Origin of the sequence: Bacillus proteolyticus, from assembly GCF_001884065.1 — a bacterium.
In the GTDB taxonomy this organism is placed as follows: domain Bacteria; phylum Bacillota; class Bacilli; order Bacillales; family Bacillaceae_G; genus Bacillus_A; species Bacillus_A proteolyticus.
In genome coordinates this window covers 58,116-73,981 of the sequence record NZ_MACH01000153.1, presented here as the reverse complement: position 1 = coordinate 73,981, position 15,866 = coordinate 58,116, and the positions used below count along the sequence as shown (strand labels likewise).

At 35.1% G+C, this 15,866-nt stretch carries 14 protein-coding genes and 1 pseudogene; 5 read left to right on the top strand and 10 right to left on the bottom strand.

Annotated features, from left to right (window positions below; translation table 11 throughout):
- The first annotated feature begins 198 nt into the window (after window positions 1-198).
- Window positions 199-1,515: a branched-chain amino acid transport system II carrier protein BrnQ2 gene (gene brnQ2, locus BAQ49_RS27180; protein WP_071747823.1), complete on the top strand. Its 1,317-nt coding sequence runs from the start codon at window positions 199-201 to the stop codon at window positions 1,513-1,515.
- A gap of 43 nt (window positions 1,516-1,558) precedes the next feature.
- Here the strand turns inward: brnQ2 and BAQ49_RS27175 are convergent, their stop codons facing one another.
- The 3 genes from BAQ49_RS27175 to BAQ49_RS27165 form a co-directional block, all read right to left on the bottom strand.
- Window positions 1,559-2,569 (bottom strand): ABC transporter permease, encoded by a 1,011-nt coding sequence (locus BAQ49_RS27175; protein WP_071747822.1) that lies wholly within the window; start codon window positions 2,567-2,569, stop codon window positions 1,559-1,561.
- A 1-nt stretch (window position 2,570) separates the two neighbouring features.
- The gene (locus BAQ49_RS27170; protein ID WP_071747821.1) at window positions 2,571-3,437 is read right to left on the bottom strand and encodes an ABC transporter permease subunit; all 867 of its coding nucleotides are present in this window, start codon (window positions 3,435-3,437) and stop codon (window positions 2,571-2,573) included.
- A 91-nt stretch (window positions 3,438-3,528) separates the two neighbouring features.
- The gene (locus BAQ49_RS27165) at window positions 3,529-4,263 is read right to left on the bottom strand and encodes a YwaF family protein (RefSeq protein ID WP_071747820.1); all 735 of its coding nucleotides are present in this window, start codon (window positions 4,261-4,263) and stop codon (window positions 3,529-3,531) included.
- Between the two features lie 223 nt (window positions 4,264-4,486).
- On the opposite strand from BAQ49_RS27165, the gene BAQ49_RS27160 reads away from it, so the two are divergent.
- The 4 genes and pseudogenes from BAQ49_RS27160 to entC all read left to right on the top strand — a co-directional run bounded on the left by BAQ49_RS27160 (window position 4,487) and on the right by entC (window position 9,355).
- Entirely contained in the window at window positions 4,487-5,590 is a 1,104-nt protein-coding gene (locus tag BAQ49_RS27160; RefSeq protein WP_071747819.1) for an efflux RND transporter periplasmic adaptor subunit, read from the top strand.
- Window positions 5,587-6,261, top strand: a complete 675-nt coding sequence (locus BAQ49_RS27155; RefSeq protein ID WP_000609098.1) for an ABC transporter ATP-binding protein — start codon at window positions 5,587-5,589, stop codon at window positions 6,259-6,261. The genes BAQ49_RS27160 and BAQ49_RS27155 overlap by 4 nt, the downstream gene beginning before the upstream one ends.
- Before the next feature lie 26 nt (window positions 6,262-6,287).
- On the top strand, window positions 6,288-7,439 hold the full coding sequence (locus BAQ49_RS27150) for an ABC transporter permease (RefSeq protein ID WP_425266561.1): 1,152 nt from the start codon (window positions 6,288-6,290) through the stop codon (window positions 7,437-7,439).
- A gap of 541 nt (window positions 7,440-7,980) precedes the next feature.
- Window positions 7,981-9,355: pseudogene (gene entC, locus BAQ49_RS27145) on the top strand (cell wall-binding protein EntC).
- Here entC and BAQ49_RS27140 read toward each other — a convergent pair.
- From BAQ49_RS27140 to BAQ49_RS27110, 7 genes are all read right to left on the bottom strand, one after another.
- Window positions 9,356-10,327, bottom strand: a complete 972-nt coding sequence (locus BAQ49_RS27140) for a HEAT repeat domain-containing protein (RefSeq protein ID WP_071747817.1) — start codon at window positions 10,325-10,327, stop codon at window positions 9,356-9,358. It abuts the pseudogene before it with no gap.
- A gap of 105 nt (window positions 10,328-10,432) precedes the next feature.
- The gene (locus tag BAQ49_RS27135) at window positions 10,433-11,518 is read right to left on the bottom strand and encodes a DUF871 domain-containing protein (RefSeq protein ID WP_071747816.1); all 1,086 of its coding nucleotides are present in this window, start codon (window positions 11,516-11,518) and stop codon (window positions 10,433-10,435) included.
- A complete protein-coding gene (locus BAQ49_RS27130) occupies window positions 11,508-11,786 on the bottom strand; it encodes a hypothetical protein (protein ID WP_071747815.1) in 279 nt (92 codons plus the stop codon). The genes BAQ49_RS27135 and BAQ49_RS27130 overlap by 11 nt, the downstream gene beginning before the upstream one ends.
- The gene (locus BAQ49_RS27125) at window positions 11,762-13,072 is read right to left on the bottom strand and encodes a PTS sugar transporter subunit IIC (protein ID WP_071747814.1); all 1,311 of its coding nucleotides are present in this window, start codon (window positions 13,070-13,072) and stop codon (window positions 11,762-11,764) included. The genes BAQ49_RS27130 and BAQ49_RS27125 overlap by 25 nt, the downstream gene beginning before the upstream one ends.
- Before the next feature lie 77 nt (window positions 13,073-13,149).
- A complete protein-coding gene (locus BAQ49_RS27120; RefSeq protein WP_002087440.1) occupies window positions 13,150-13,455 on the bottom strand; it encodes a PTS sugar transporter subunit IIB in 306 nt (101 codons plus the stop codon).
- Between the two features lies 1 nt (window position 13,456).
- Window positions 13,457-13,777, bottom strand: coding sequence for a PTS lactose/cellobiose transporter subunit IIA (locus BAQ49_RS27115; protein WP_071747813.1), 321 nt, complete (start codon window positions 13,775-13,777; stop codon window positions 13,457-13,459).
- A gap of 111 nt (window positions 13,778-13,888) precedes the next feature.
- Window positions 13,889-15,829, bottom strand: a complete 1,941-nt coding sequence (locus tag BAQ49_RS27110; RefSeq protein WP_071747812.1) for a BglG family transcription antiterminator — start codon at window positions 15,827-15,829, stop codon at window positions 13,889-13,891.
- Between the last annotated feature and the right edge of the window lie 37 nt (window positions 15,830-15,866).

The following is a 15,866-nucleotide window of genomic DNA, read 5'->3' as shown; positions in this document are numbered from 1 at the left end:
TGTGTGTTTTGATATTTAAAGTTAAATCTTTCCTAATTAACATATAAATAGTATATTTATTCAATTTAATGCATTATTTTTTAATATTTATAAAATTCCCTCTTGCTTTCTAGTCATCAGACCTTTAAAATAATAACAGTTACTCGACAAATTGTTTGAATTTTCGACAAAAACACTCATTAGGAGGCTTTTCTTTATATGCGTACAACTTTAAAACCAGCGCAAATACTTTCGATTAGTTTACTACTATTCGCAGTTTTCTTCGGTGCTGGTAATATGATTTTCCCGCCTCTTCTCGGTCTTTCTTCCGGAGAGAATATGTGGGTTTCCATTACAGGATTTATTATTACAGACGTCGGTTTATCTTTACTAGCTATCGTCGCTGTTGCCCTTGCTGGTGGTAGCTTTAATACTTTAGCGAGCCGTGTTCATCCAAAATTCGCAGCAGTATTCGCTATCATTATTTATCTTTCAATCGGCCCACTATTTGTTATTCCACGAACTGGATCTGTATCTTACGAAATTGGGATTGCACCACTATTCCCAGATCAATGGTACTCTATGTTAGTCTTTAGTGCGATTTTCTTTACAGTCGTCTACTTCTTATCATTAAATCCATCAAAATTAGTAGATCATATCGGTAAAATATTAACACCCATTTTACTTATAATTATTGCAATTATGGCAACAAAAGCGATTCTTTCACCAGGATCATTTGCAGAACCTGTTGGTGACTATAAAGAAATTCCATTTTTCAAAGGATTTCTTGAAGGATTTTTAACGTTAGATGCAATCGGAGCACTCGTATTATCAACGATTGTTGTAAATGCAATTCGTCAAAACGGTATACAAGATAAGAAATCCATTGCGAAATATACAATTATTTGCGGAAGCATTGCGGCCCTGTTCCTAACAATTGTTTACTTCTTACTCGGCTATATCGGCGCTTCAAACGGGAACTTAGGACAATTTGAAAATGGCGGTCAGCTATTAGCTACTGTTATGTATCAATTCTTTGGGACAAGCGGTAATGTTTTATTAAGTATCGCAATTATCTTTGCTTGTTTAACGACTGCAATCGGTGTTGTAAGTGCATTCGCTAACTATTTCACAACAGTATTAACAAATGTTTCATACAAGAAGCTTGTACTATACGTTTGTATTTTTAGTTTCGTTATTTCAAACTTAGGATTAAGTTTATTAATCAAAATTACATTACCCGTATTAATTATTTTATATCCAATTACAATCATTTTAATTTTCGTATCCTTTATTGATAAATATACGAAACATAAACCTTCTGTCTATATCGGAGCGATGATTGCGGCATTCCTTATTAGCTGTATTCATGCACTTGATAATGTGGGAATGATACCAAGTTTTATCGCTAATATCGTACACGCAATTCCTTTTTATGAATTAGGTATTGGCTGGATTGTTCCAGCAATAATTGGTGGTATAGTCGGATACTTTATTCCGCAAACAGAAACTGAAGGTGAAGTTTCTACAAAATAAAGAAAAGAAGCAAGCATTGATTATGCTTGCTTCTTCTTTATTTTCACATCGTATGTTTAAACGTAAACAACTCTTCTTTTGACTGCACAGCGGGTTGTTCCTCTTCTATATTTGTCTTCTTTATCTCCCCACCTAACCTTACTTTCATCATCGCTTCTTCTATACTTTTCACAATCATATTCCCTGAAAAAATGGTAAGTCCGAAAAATGTAATTGGGACAAGAGGAATCCATGGATGCACTGTTAAGGATCTAAAGTACACTCCTATTAAACCGGACCATTCATGCGTGTAAGAATCTATTTCTTTTATCCCTATCGGTCCACCAAACTGGACCGTCCCACCAAAAAACACCTCAAGTAGCCCTAAATGAAGTAAAATTGTAAGAGTTTGAGTAAACTGTTGAAGAAATACGAGTATAAACGTCATATAGAGATGCGGAAAAAGATGTTTTATAACTATGTGTCTTCTTGATCCACCTAATATGCGCGCGGCATCAATAAATTCTTCCGTTTGTAATTTACGAACTTCCTTCGCAACATACAGTGCAATAACTGGCATCACAAGCATTACAAGTAATACAACTTGAAACGAAGCCCTTTCAAAAAAAGTTGTTGTTTCCTCTCCACTTCCAAATAGATTCACAGATTGAAGAAAGAAATACGCAATCATAACTGTCGGAATAACTGTGAAACTATCAAAAAAAGCCTCAATCTTAGAAAACCCTCTTTTTACATACGTTCCGAGTACAACACCGAAAAACACACCTATTACCATTCTAAGTGCTGCAATTAAAATAGATATACCAATCGTCCACTTCGCGCCTTCAATGACTAAATGTAAAAGGTCATATCCTTTCCGGTCTGTCCCGAGTAAAAATTGTAATGAAGGTGAAAACGGTGGTACTTCTGGATTTCCAGCCGCATCATATTGCAATGTAACTTTTTTAATCTGTCCATCATTCCATATCGTATTTCCGATGCTCAAAAGAACTAATATGAGAAGAAACCCAATGCTTATCCAAAATCTTTTATCGCGTTTTATATACGTCCACATATTATAGCCTCTCCTTCATCGCAGCTGGAATGAGATAATGAAACAATTTAAATAAAATAAAAATTGGAATATAAATAAGCAGTACACTAACGATGAAAACCTCAACCCTAATACCCTCATACGATTTCAAAAACATAAAAATACCACCCGTATTAAAAATCCATTCTATAATATATAAATTAGATAACATAAAAAAGATATTCGTTTTCGCAAAGAAAAGTGTACTAAGCAACACATTTCGTAATACATGACGATTTAAAATATGAAAGCGACTCAGCCCTTTCGCCTTAGCAAATAGTACATAATCTTTTTCTAGCTCATTTTCAAAACGAAGCACTAGCATTTTTACAAACAGAATCGTAGTCGGTATACTCAAACAAAATATTGGCAATCCTCTAATCGACTCGCCTCCAATTGACGCAATTTGAAAAGGTAAAAAACCTGTTTGTTTAAAAAACCATATAACTAAAATTTGTGATCCTAAAATAAGAAGAATATCTGGAATGGATTCTAGGAAGATGAGAAATGATTTAATGCGATGTTGTATACGTGGTGAACTACTCATAATCACATAAACAATACAAAATGCTACAAATAATGAAATGAAAAAAGCAGCTAAAAATATAACAATCGTTTCTTTATAATGGACAAACAACTGTGGAAATAAAAATTTATCTCCCACATATTTAAAATTGGAGATGTCCATTAAATTCACAAATATTTCTTTTAAACTCTTTATGTACGTTGATGCACGCAGCTCAAATCCATAAAATAACTTCGGCAGTGCCCCTAAACAAATAATACCCAAAATCGAAATAATAAATTGAATCGTCACTTCCATCCCATTCAGAAAAACTTTTTTGACCACGTTTTCCCTTCTCTCTATATGTAATTTACCCTCTAATTTTATTCTTAATTTTCTGAATTGTAAATATTTATAAAATAAAAAAATCACTAGTTTATGATCCTAGTGATTCTTTATGCGCATGCCCTTCTCTTTTCGCAAACGGCATATACAAAATAAAACATCCCATAAGCGCTGCAATTTCTAATGAAATAATATAGTAAGGATGCGGCCCTAACATGTCGAGCAATGAAGCTGTTTCTGGCTTACGAGCTAAAAACATATAATTACCGCCCGTTTTGTAATTCACAAACGAAACAATTGGAATCAATATATTTAAAAATATCATCGTACGCTTAATAGATTGTAATGTCGGACGATATCCTTCCACCCATGTCATAAAGAGTGGTGCCCAAATGAGTAATACATGTGCAATGAAGAATTCTATAAAGCGAAAATGTGGAAAAGCATATTGCACGTTTGGCGTTAAAATGGCTTGTGATGCACCAATAATTCCTGTAAAAAACACAATCTCATATAATCGATAACTTTTCGTTACAATCATAATCGATGCTAACAATAAACTAATCGTACATAACTCAAATGGTAATGAGGTGCCTAGTTCAAAAATCCCAGCTTTCCATTCCCACATATGAAGTCCAATCTCACTTCCTATAAATAGAAATGCAATTGCATATCGAACCGTTATATTCCACTCACTTTGACGTAATAAATCCTGATATTGATATAGAAAGAATATTCCTACCAACATAATAAATAATATAATGGCATGTTGCCTTGAGTACGGAATAAATGGCTTTAATGGTTGCGCACTAAAATAAGCTTCCATCTTCTCTCCTCCTCTCCTTCATATAATATTATTGTAAGAAAGAAACAACGAGTCAATTCATTTGCTTAAAGCATACGCTTCAATAGTACAAACTCAACATTACATTTACATATCCATACCTTACAAAACTGTAAGGTTATTGTAAGCTAAAACGATTTGTCAGATTCTTCACCTCTTTTATACTTAATGTAGATACTAAAACGAACGAAAAGGTGATAAATAGATGAAGAAGAAAAATAAAGTTTTAATTACTAGTGTAGTAGCAATCGGAATTGCAGCTGGATCATACTTTGCATTTGCTGGAGGCAGTTCAGAAGTAGCAATGGCATATAGCGGTTATAAAGTTACGGAAAAACAAATTGAAAACGCACAAAAATTTGGTGGCGAAGTTATTCCAAACGGAATTGAAACTATTTCATTCGATCCAACAAAAGGAACATATGAATTAGCTGTTAAAAAAGGCGATGAAGTGAAAAAAGGTCAGCTTCTGTTTAAATACAATGACCCTACTGCTAAACAAGGTGTAACAGAAGCAGAAATGCAAAAGAAAATCGCACAAAAAGAAGTAACGTTGTTCCAAAAACAAATTGATGCAGCGAAACAAAAATTACAAAAAGATAAAAATGCAGGCCTTCCTGCTGAAGCATTAAAAGCATCAGAAGTTGAAGTTGGGCAATTAGAATCACAAATTGAAATGAAAAAGTTTGAAGTTGAAAAAGCTGATGAAATGATTAAAGCAGCAAAAGAGAAAGTAAACACTCTTTCTGTAACAAGTCCTGCTGATGGCGTAATTGATGATATCGTAAAAACTGCTGACGAAAAAACAGGTATGAGCGGAATTACTCTTCGTCACGCTGGTCCATTTAAAGTAAAAGGTCAACTTTCTGAATATGAGCTTGCTAGTATGAAAGTTGGGCAAGAAGTAACTGTTTCATCAAAAACTGTCGCTGGTAAGACTTGGACAGGAAAAGTAACAGAAATCGGTTCTACACCATTAAAGAGCATGGATGAAAATAAAACAGTTTCTAATTACCAATTCACTGTCACATTGGATAATAGTGAAGAATTACAAAACGGCTTCCACGTTTACGTAACAAGTAAATCTGGCGAAGCAACTGGTACAATTGTTCCGAAAAGCAGTATCGTGAAAAAAGGTGACAAAAATGTTGTCTTCGTTGTAAAAGACGGTAAAGCGAAAGAACAAGCAGTTACTGTTGAATTCGAGACTGATAGCGAAGCAAAAGTTTCTGGAGTGAAAAAAGGAGAACAAATTATCTCTAAACCTGAAAAAGACTTAAAAGATGGTATGGAGGTTGTCGCCCAGTGATTAACTTAAAAGGCATCACGAAATCCTTCCAAAATGGTGCAGAATCCGTTCAAATATTACACGGAATTGACGTAACACTGAACCAAGGAGAATTCACTTCTATTATGGGACCTTCTGGTTCTGGTAAATCAACATTAATGAACATTATCGGTTGCTTAGATAAACCGACGACAGGTGCGTATGAACTAGCTGGTCAAAATATTTCAAACATGTCTGAGACAGAACTTGCACGCGTTCGTAATAAAGAGATCGGATTCGTATTCCAAAACTTCATGTTATTACCGAGACTTACAGCACTTCAAAATGTAGAGCTACCTCTTATTTACGCTGGAGTTGATAAAAAAGAAAGACGTGAGCGCTCATTAGCCGCTTTAACAAAAGTAGGTTTAGCTGATCGCGCTACTCACCTGCCGAACGAATTGTCAGGTGGACAAAAGCAGCGTGTCGCTGTTGCACGTGCAATCGTAAATAACCCGAAATTCATTTTAGCCGATGAACCGACGGGAGCACTTGATACGAAAACAAGTACACAGATTATGGACCTCTTTTACGAATTAAACAAACAAGGCTCAACAATCATTATGATTACCCATGACCGTGAAATCGGGGAAGCTGCAGCACGTCAAATTGTAATTCGTGACGGAAATATCGTCCAAGATTGGAGAGGTTAATTTTGAACACGAGTGAAAATATACGCATGGCCCTTTCCTCTATCTTTGCTCATAAAATGCGTTCTATCTTAACGATGCTAGGTATTATTATCGGTATTAGCGCCATTATTACTATCATTTCAATGGGTGATGGTACAAACGCAAAGTTTAAAAAAGAGTTAGGCCAAGGAAAAGATAATGAAGTAACGATTTACTACAAAAACCCTGATTATGGACCAGATAACGCTAAAATTACATCTGATATGCTGAAACGTCTTCAAACTGTTCCTGGAGTTAAAGATGTTTATCCAGATGTAAGTATGAAAGTAAAAGCATCTGCTGGTTCAAAAGATGTCTCTCTTGATTTAAAAGGTGGAACAGGCGCCTTTATGACAGATTCAAAAATAAAATTAGTTCACGGTCGTGAATTAAACGACAGCGAATTAAACCAAGCAATTCCTGCTGTTATATTAAATGAAGAAGCTTTCAATAAATTATTTAATGGTTGGGAATCAAATTTATACACAGATATAAAAGGAAAACCATATAAAGTAGTCGGTGTGTACGAAACGAAAAATGAGTTTGGAATGGCTATGTCAGAAGGTTATACATCACTTGAAAACGCCCCTGTCATTTCTGGAGTAACTGAGTATGACACTGTAAAATTAACACTCGTTTCTCCAGCAGAACGTAAAAGTGTAGAAAAACAAGCCGTTTCTGTTTTAAACGAAATGAAAGCTCCTAAATTTGAGCATAAATTTGAAGCGCAAGATATGGGTGAATTTACGAAACAACTAGACGAATCAATCGGTATGATGAAAATGGTATTCGGTGGTATTGCCGCTATCTCCTTACTTGTTGGTGGTATCGGTGTAATGAACATCATGCTTGTATCTGTAACAGAACGTACACGTGAAATTGGTATTCGTAAAGCACTTGGTGCAACGCGCGGTAAAGTATTAACACAATTCTTAATTGAATCTTGTATTTTAACAGGACTCGGTGGTTTCATCGGATTCATGCTCGGTATCTTCTTCGCTTGGATCGTCTCAATCTTTGCTGGATGGCCACTCGTTGTCTCAAAAGAACTTGGACTTCTCGCAGTAGGTATCTCAATGTTAATCGGTATTATATTCGGTCTACTACCAGCTAACAAAGCTGCAAAACTTGATCCAATTGAATGTTTACGATATGAGTAAATAAAAAACGTAGGAGTTTACACTCCTACGTTTTTTATTTTATTGAAGAAAAATTCAATTTTATCAACGTTTTATTAAGAATATGAATCTACAGCAATTAGCAAACCAATTCATAACAATATCGTCCCTTTAAATCATGTTTCTTCTATTATATACGTTTCATGTTGTGATTACCTTTTTATCCTTGCAGCTTCCATTTCACATTACAACTATCCTGCAATCCTATTATTGCAAAAATACTATGTAATAACACAAATTCAAGGCGTAATTTTTTCCATACTACAACTTATTTTGTAACAATTATATCTCTATTTTATTAAAATTCACCCTATATATATGACTCCACACGCAAAAACATTATATTTTTATAACCATGTTGCGATTCAAACAGTTAAATACCTCCACTTCGTAATACCATCGAAACATTTAGTTAACATCACTGATACATTATTAATCTATTAGTAATTAAAATAGTCTTGATTTTATGAATCATATGTTATAACCCCCCGAAAACCGCAAAGAAAACGCTATCAGGATATTAATGGAATTATTACAGAATATTAACGCCTCATTACGAATGCTTTGTAGTTTTGTGTTTTCCGCAAATAAGAAAATAATGGTTGCTATAATGAGGACAACGAAAAACAAATGCAATGGAGGCTATTATGAAAAAATTTATGGGTATAGCAACAGCAGCGGTTTTTGGTCTTGGGATTTTCACAACATCTGCTAAAGCAGAAACGATTGTAACAACTGATGTACTAAATGTACGAGAAAACCCAACTACTGAATCAAAAGTTGTCGGAAAGTTATTAGATGGATATAAAATTAACGTTTTACATACAGAAAACGGATGGTCAAAAGTTAAATTAAATAGTGGTAAAGAAGCTTTCATAAGCGCTGACTACACTAAAGATACTTACTACGTAACAGCAAACGTATTAAACGTACGTGCTGGAGCAAATACAGATTCAGCGATTCTTGGTAAATTGAAAAAAGATGATGTAATCGAAACAACACACCAAGTACAAAATGATTGGATTCAATTTGAATATAACGGCCAAACAGCTTATGTACATGTTCCTTACTTAACAGGGAAAGCACCAGTTAAAGTTCAGCCAGTAGTTAAAGCTGAAAAAGTAACTAACGTTCAAGATACAGCTAAAGTTCGTGAAGCAGTTAAAGCCGGGGAATTAGCTGAAACTCAAGCAAAGGCTAAAGCTCAAGAAGCAACTAAAGCTCGCGAAGCAGCTGAAGCTCAAGCAGATGCTAAAGCTCAAGAAGCGGCTAAAGCTCGTGAAGCAGCTAAGGCTCAAGAAGCGGCTAAAGCTCAGGCAGATGCTGAAGCTCAAGCAGATGCTAAAGCTCAAGAAGCGGCTAAAGCTCGTGAAGTAGCTAAAGCTCAAGCAGATGCTGAAGCTCAAGCAGCGGCTAAGGCTCAAGAAGCAGCTAAAGCTCGTGAAGCGGCTAAAGCTCAAGCAGATGCTGAAGCTCGTGAAGCGGCTAAAGCCCAAGAAGCAGCTAAAGCTCGTGAAGCGGCTAAAGCTCAAAAACCAGCTACACAACAACCTGTTGCAAAAGAAACTGAAACAAGTACACCATCTTCTTCTCGTGAGTTAAGAGTTGAAGCAACAGCTTACACAGCAGATCCACTTGAAAATGGTTACAAAGCAGGAGACCAAGTGAAATCAGCTATGGGTCATAACTTAACAGCTAATCCAAACATGAAACTAATTGCAGTTGATCCAAGTGTCATTCCATTAGGTTCAAAAGTATGGGTTGAAGGTTACGGAGTAGCTATTGCTGGTGATACTGGTGGAGCTATTAAAGGAAATAAAATCGACGTTTTAATGCCAGACAAAGGTTCATCAAGTAGCTGGGGACGTAAAACAGTTACAGTTAAAGTATTAAACTAGTTAGAAAAAAAGAGTCAGTCTCATCGTTGAGGCGGGCTCTTTTTTATGATTCTTATATTCTTTCTCTTGAAAGTAAGTAATATTGTCTCTAAGCCACTTCCTCTCCGACATAAACAAGTTTCCACGTTTTTTGTACACTTTATCAAATGTCTTTAAAACTTCTTCATGATTAGCAAACTTATGTAAGAAACGAAGAGCGATGACAATCTCTGATTCATCAGTAGGCTCTACTTCATTTTTACGTCTTCTAGAAGCAACCTTATTCACACGTTCACAAATTGGCTTAATCGCCATTTCATCTCCATATGTATAAATAGCTCGAATGGCCTCATATTTCACCATGACATTTCTATCAGCTAAAGCATCAATATAAACTATTTGTAAGTCTGTTTTTCCGATTTCCGCTAAAGTCTCAATAGCCGCTGAACGAATATAAGCACTATCGCAGTGTAAAAGTTTCGTTAAAAGTAGAATTGATCGCTTTGTTCCAATCTCATATAAAGTAGCACATATATTTACAACATCATCTCGCTTCTCTTCCACTGTAAGTAACTTCAATAAAGCATCTTCTGCTTCCAACGATTTACACAACTTTAAAGCGATGACAGCAGAATAACGAACTCCACTATTTTTATGATATATGTAAGGAATAATTTTATGTACATTGCTTGCTTCAGATAATTTACTTAAATCTATGAGCAGACTATCTAACACCACCCTGCTTTCTTCACTTTCTAACCGATCTATCAAATAATCTGCAATATACATCTCTTTAGTATTTATTGCAAGTTGTGTAATTAAAAAATATAGATTTGTTTTTATATGTGCTTTTCTTGCTTTCGTTACTTTCTCTTGTAAACAAGAAAAAAGCGATAAATCATTTAACCATCTCGCCTCTTCATATGCACATTGTCGAATACCTGCTTCCTCATCACCCATCCGCCTTAATAAATCATCTATATACTCTTCCATCTCCTTCTCCCCCGTCCTAGTTAAATCTATCTCTTTGCATTCTATATACGATAGACTACTATTTCAACAAAAAGAAGAGGATGCCATAGCATCCTCTCCCCTTTCCTATTCCACACAAGTAAACTGTGTCCAAGCTCCTACATAATCTAGTAAGAACACCTCTTCTTCAGCAATCGTACCGACAATATTTTTCCGTTCATCTATCGGCATTTCTTTCAAGATGATTTGTAGTTCACCTTTATACTTTCCGAATGAGTTGTTACCAATTACAACTTGCCCTCTTTCCTGTAGCACACTTTCGCGCATAGGGAAGTCATAGTCTTTATACTTTTTACGTACTTCTGTAGAACGTACCATATATTCTGTTATATCACCGCGTCTTACATGTACTTCTTGTAGAGTCGCTCTCTTCTCTACTTCAGTCGCTTCATCTACAAATTGTACTTTCAGCTGCAACATGTAACGATTTAAGTTTCCTAGTTTCTCTAACTCTTCTTCACTCGCATAAGCATTTCCGATAATGACATCATCGATTAGCCCCGTTGCCCATAAATGCTTCGCTTGCACTTCGATTGGGAGATTACGATGCTCTTCCAATGTACATAATCCGTCATTAATATCCCATGGACCGATGTTAGCAGTATGTGATGTGATAAATGCTGCACTGCGAATACCATGCTTCTTAAAACGTTCACTACAGCGAATGAAATAATCATACGGAAGACCAGTGAATTTTTGCGGATAAAAATTATGGCAACCAATTAAAGCTGCTTTATTTGCTTGATGCGAAAGGATATTTTCTAAATAGGCAATATCATTACTTACGTTTAGCTCAATTTTTAAACCGTACGGGTTGTTCGTCATTTTCGCTTCTGTTAATCCGTCAAATCCTACATCTAAACGAATACCATCTGCACCTAACTCTGCAAAGAATGATAGATCACTATAGCTAATACCAAGCTGATCAAACACAGCTGGTGCTACATCTAAAATGACTTCCATATTGTACTCTTTTGCATGATTAATAATTTCTTTAAATTCTGCTACAATTTCTTCTTTCGGACGATTCACAGACAATAAACAAGTGAATATTCTTGAAAAACCGTGACGTGCCGCTGCTGAAATATATGCCATATCTTTTTCTTTCGTTGAATGCTCTGGATAAAGAGAAATTCCTAATTTACGCTCCATGCTTTTGCATCTCCTTCACACGTTGTATTAATGCCATACTTGTAAATCTATATTTTGCAGATAAACATGTCGCACATAAAATCGTTGGTACGATGATAAAGTACGGTGATTGTAAACTAAATGCCACATAAGCTCCCATTGAACATCCGATAAATAATATCGACACAAGTAGTAAAACTAATAGCGATTTACTTTGTACCCATTTTGAATAATGCGCAATACACTGTCCGATAACAAATGTAATTAAGATGATAATTGCTCCGAGCATTCTGTTTTCTCCTCTCCTGCTAATTGTTGCTTCTCATACATTTTGAAGAATGGATAGTAAATAACGAATGAGATAACAAAGTTAACAAGTACAAGTACACCAGCCATAATTGTCCAGTCCGTACTAATAATAGCTGCAATTGGTGCTAACATCGTAAACGGCAGCTTCGCCATCATCATTGGAATCATACCTGAAACAACTGCGAAGTATGATACCGTCGTTGTAACTAACGGTGTAATAACGAATGGAATAATTAAGATCGGGTTCATTACAATTGGTGCCCCGAAAATAATTGGTTCGTTAATATTGAATAATCCTGGTACGAATGATAATCTACCTAACTCTTTTAAGAACTTAGATTTAGAGAACATAAACATAATTACTAAAGCTAATGTTGAGCCTGATCCACCAATCCATACGAACCATTGAATAAATTGCTCTGTAAATAAGTTTGGTAACTGATGTGCATTTCCTGTAGCTGTGAACACTTCCATATTTTCCAGAATTGCTGAATCCCACATCGGACGAATAATTGGTCCTAAAATCGCAGGGCCATGTATACCGAATGACCAGAAGAACACGATTAAGAATACTGTTAATAAACCACCGAATAAATTATTTCCTACTAATACTGATTTTAATGGTGCGATTAAGTATGTGATTGTTGTATTTACATCAAATTTCAAACCGTAACGAATACCCCAGAATAAAAGAATAACTACTAGAGTTGGAATTAATGCTGCAAACGAGTTTGCAACTGCTGGTGGTACACTATCTGGTAATTTAATCGAGATATTATGCTTAATCATAAAGTGATAAATTTCCACTGCAATTAATGCTGTAACAATTGCTCCGAATAAAGAAGTTGCACTTAATGTTCCTACTGAAATATATCTACCTGCATCAATAACACCTGGTACAGCTTTTGTTATTTGAATTGGTTCAACTGATGCTAGTAAAAAGGCGAGTACAGATAATAATCCTGCACTTAATTGATTGAGCTGATAAAAGTTCGCGAGTGAAGCCCCTACCCCAAACGCTGCGTATAACGCCATTAAACCTACTGTAAATCGGAATGGAATATCTAAAATATGACGAAACGGTGCAATCCACTCCATATATGCATCAATCGGTAAATTTAAAAAGATAACGAAAAATGATCCGACAATCGTTAACGGTAACGTAGAAATAACTCCGTTTCGAATTGCTAATAAATGTCGTTGCCCCGCAATCTTTTGCGTTGTCGGCATAATCTTCTGTTCCATAAAACTCATAAAACCATTCATCGATAACCCTCCCTATGTTCAATGTGGCAAAATTAAAAAGTTATAACATTATAATGTTTATATTTAAAAAAATATAATTACGCTAAAACTAATTGTTCTGCTTGCTTAAGTACTTTCAAACCATCACACATGCCATAATCTCGTTGTTCTATAATTGCAACCGGTATATCGTATGACTTCGCAAGAAACTCTACTGCTGGAAACAAATACTTCACTTGTGGTCCGATTAAAACAACATCAGCATTTTTTATTTCCAGTTTCACAAGTTCTGAATCGACTGCTTTAATTTTATAGTCCTTCCCTTGTTTCTTTGCCTCTTCTTGCATTTTTCTTACAACCATACTCGTTGACATACCTGCCGCGCAACATAATAAAATGTACATATTACACTGTCACTTTCTCTTCCACTCGTTTATGAAGAGTAATAAATTCCTCAGCAAGTTCCTTCACTGTAATTGCATTCATTAAATGATCTTGTGCATGCACTAACAGTAAACTGATTTCTGCATGATTTCCTCTCGCTTCTTCTTGAATTAAGTCTGTTTGAATACGATGGGCCGCTGTAATTTCTTCACTAGCAAGTGTCATTTTTTCACTCGCATTCTCAAAATCTCCTTGTCTTGCAAAAGCAATTGCTTCAAGCGCCGCGCTTCTCGCGTTGCCACCATGTAAAATTAACGCAAATGGAGTTTGCATATCAGTCATTTAAAATTCCCCCAAGCTATGTTTTTTCTATATTTTTATCTTATTATGAAAACGCATACAATTAAACATAAAAAACTTCCGTTGTGTAACGGAAGTTTTTATATACTTTTCTTATAAAGATAATAATATCTCTTGGAATTCTGCAATTACTTCAGCCTGAGTTAATTTCTCTATCGTATTTTGACTAGACATAATGTCGTATAAAAAATCATAAAGCTTTTGTAAATCTTCATTATTATTACGCTTTACACTAAATAAAATAATAACTTGTACTTTCTTATCTCCCCAGTCCACCGCTTTATCAAGTGTACAAAACATCAAAAATGTTTTCTCACTTAATAACTGCATCGGATGCGGAATCGCAACTAAATTTCCAACCGCTGTCGGAGATGTATTCTCTCTTTCCATAACAGAATCATAAAAGTTTGCAGGTACATAACCTTTCAAAGCAGCTTTCTCACATAAAAACTGAATAACCTCTTCTTTTGTGGAGGTACTACGATTTAAGAAGATCAAATCTTCCTTAATATATTGCTGCACACTAGTATTCACATGCGTAAATAACTGCTGACCAATCGATTTAATCTCTTTATCATCAAATATTGAATTCACTTTTATAACTGGCACAGGCAAACCACTCGGTATATGAATCGTACTAATAATACAATCTATTTTATCTTTGTAAAGTTCTTCTACCTTCAATTGATAATAGCCTGTAATCCCTACAATCTCTAATTTATCTCGGAACTGTGATAGAATTTTATATTTCAATAGCTGTGCACTCCCTTGGCCAGTTGCACAAACTAATAAGCATCTTTTCTTTTGATTCTTTTCTTGTAAACGACTCATCGCTCCACCGAAGTGAATAGCAATATAACCAATTTCACTTTCCGGAATCGACTCACCCGTATATTCACCAATTATGTCTCCAACGAGAACCGCAATTTCAAAGGCATATGGATAATTCTTTTTCACTTCTGCCAAAAGAGGATTTCTCGTATTTAATTTATATTTCAAACGGTTTAATAATGTTTTTAAATGAACACCAAACCCAAATAATAATTCCTCATCATAATAAAAAGTAAGATTCCGTTCTTCTGCCACCTTGAAAAGAATATGTTGCATGAATGCATATACATCTTTTCCTACTAACTCTTCTACATTTTCATAGTGATTTCTCGCTGTAACAGCTGTACTTAATAAATGCATCGTCACATATAAAACTTCTTCTTCTGGAAATTGAAATTCCAGCTCTTCCTCTAAATTCCCTAAAATCTGTTTCGCAATTTTATATTCTTTCTTTATTATAAGTTCAGATTCCTCCACATGCAGTGCTTGAATGTAATGACTATCCCTACATCTCTTTAACGCAATTGCAATATGAATTGATAAATTATCAATTTCTATATCTGATAAATATATCGTTCCTCCCTCGATATACTTTAGTATAACTGAGCGGATGAGAGAAATATGAGGTAACGATAAATATGTATCAGTCTGCTCAAATTGCTCATGAAACGGGGTATGGTCATAACGTGGTAAACCATATTGTGATAAACAAGAACGAATATTAAATTCCTCTCCCACAATACGCATACCATAATATGGTCTTTTTTCAATTTGTAACTCATAGCGACTACAAATATCCGTAACATCTTTCATAATTAAATTTACAGTTGATTTACTCACATAAATCTCTTCTGCTAACTGTGAAAGCTTCACATATCCCTCTGTCGTTAAAATGCGTTGTAAAATGTACGCTACTCTTTCTTCATAAGAAGTGGGAATCTTTTCTGTCTGTTTTTGAAATACATTTACGCAAAACTCTTCAAATTTCTTCGCTTGTATAACTTCTAGTTCGTACCCATTTCCCCTTTGGGATTCAATTTTCGCTCCATGTTCTTCCAATATATCATTTAATAATTTTATATCCTTTTGAATCGTCTTCGTGGATACATGTAAACGGCTCGCTAAAAAAGCTCGATTTAACATCGATTTCTCTTCTAAAAACTCCTCTAAAATAGAAATTAATCGCTGATGCACTTTTGTCATAGCTCTTCCTCTCGCTCTTTATATAAAAGGGAAAAAG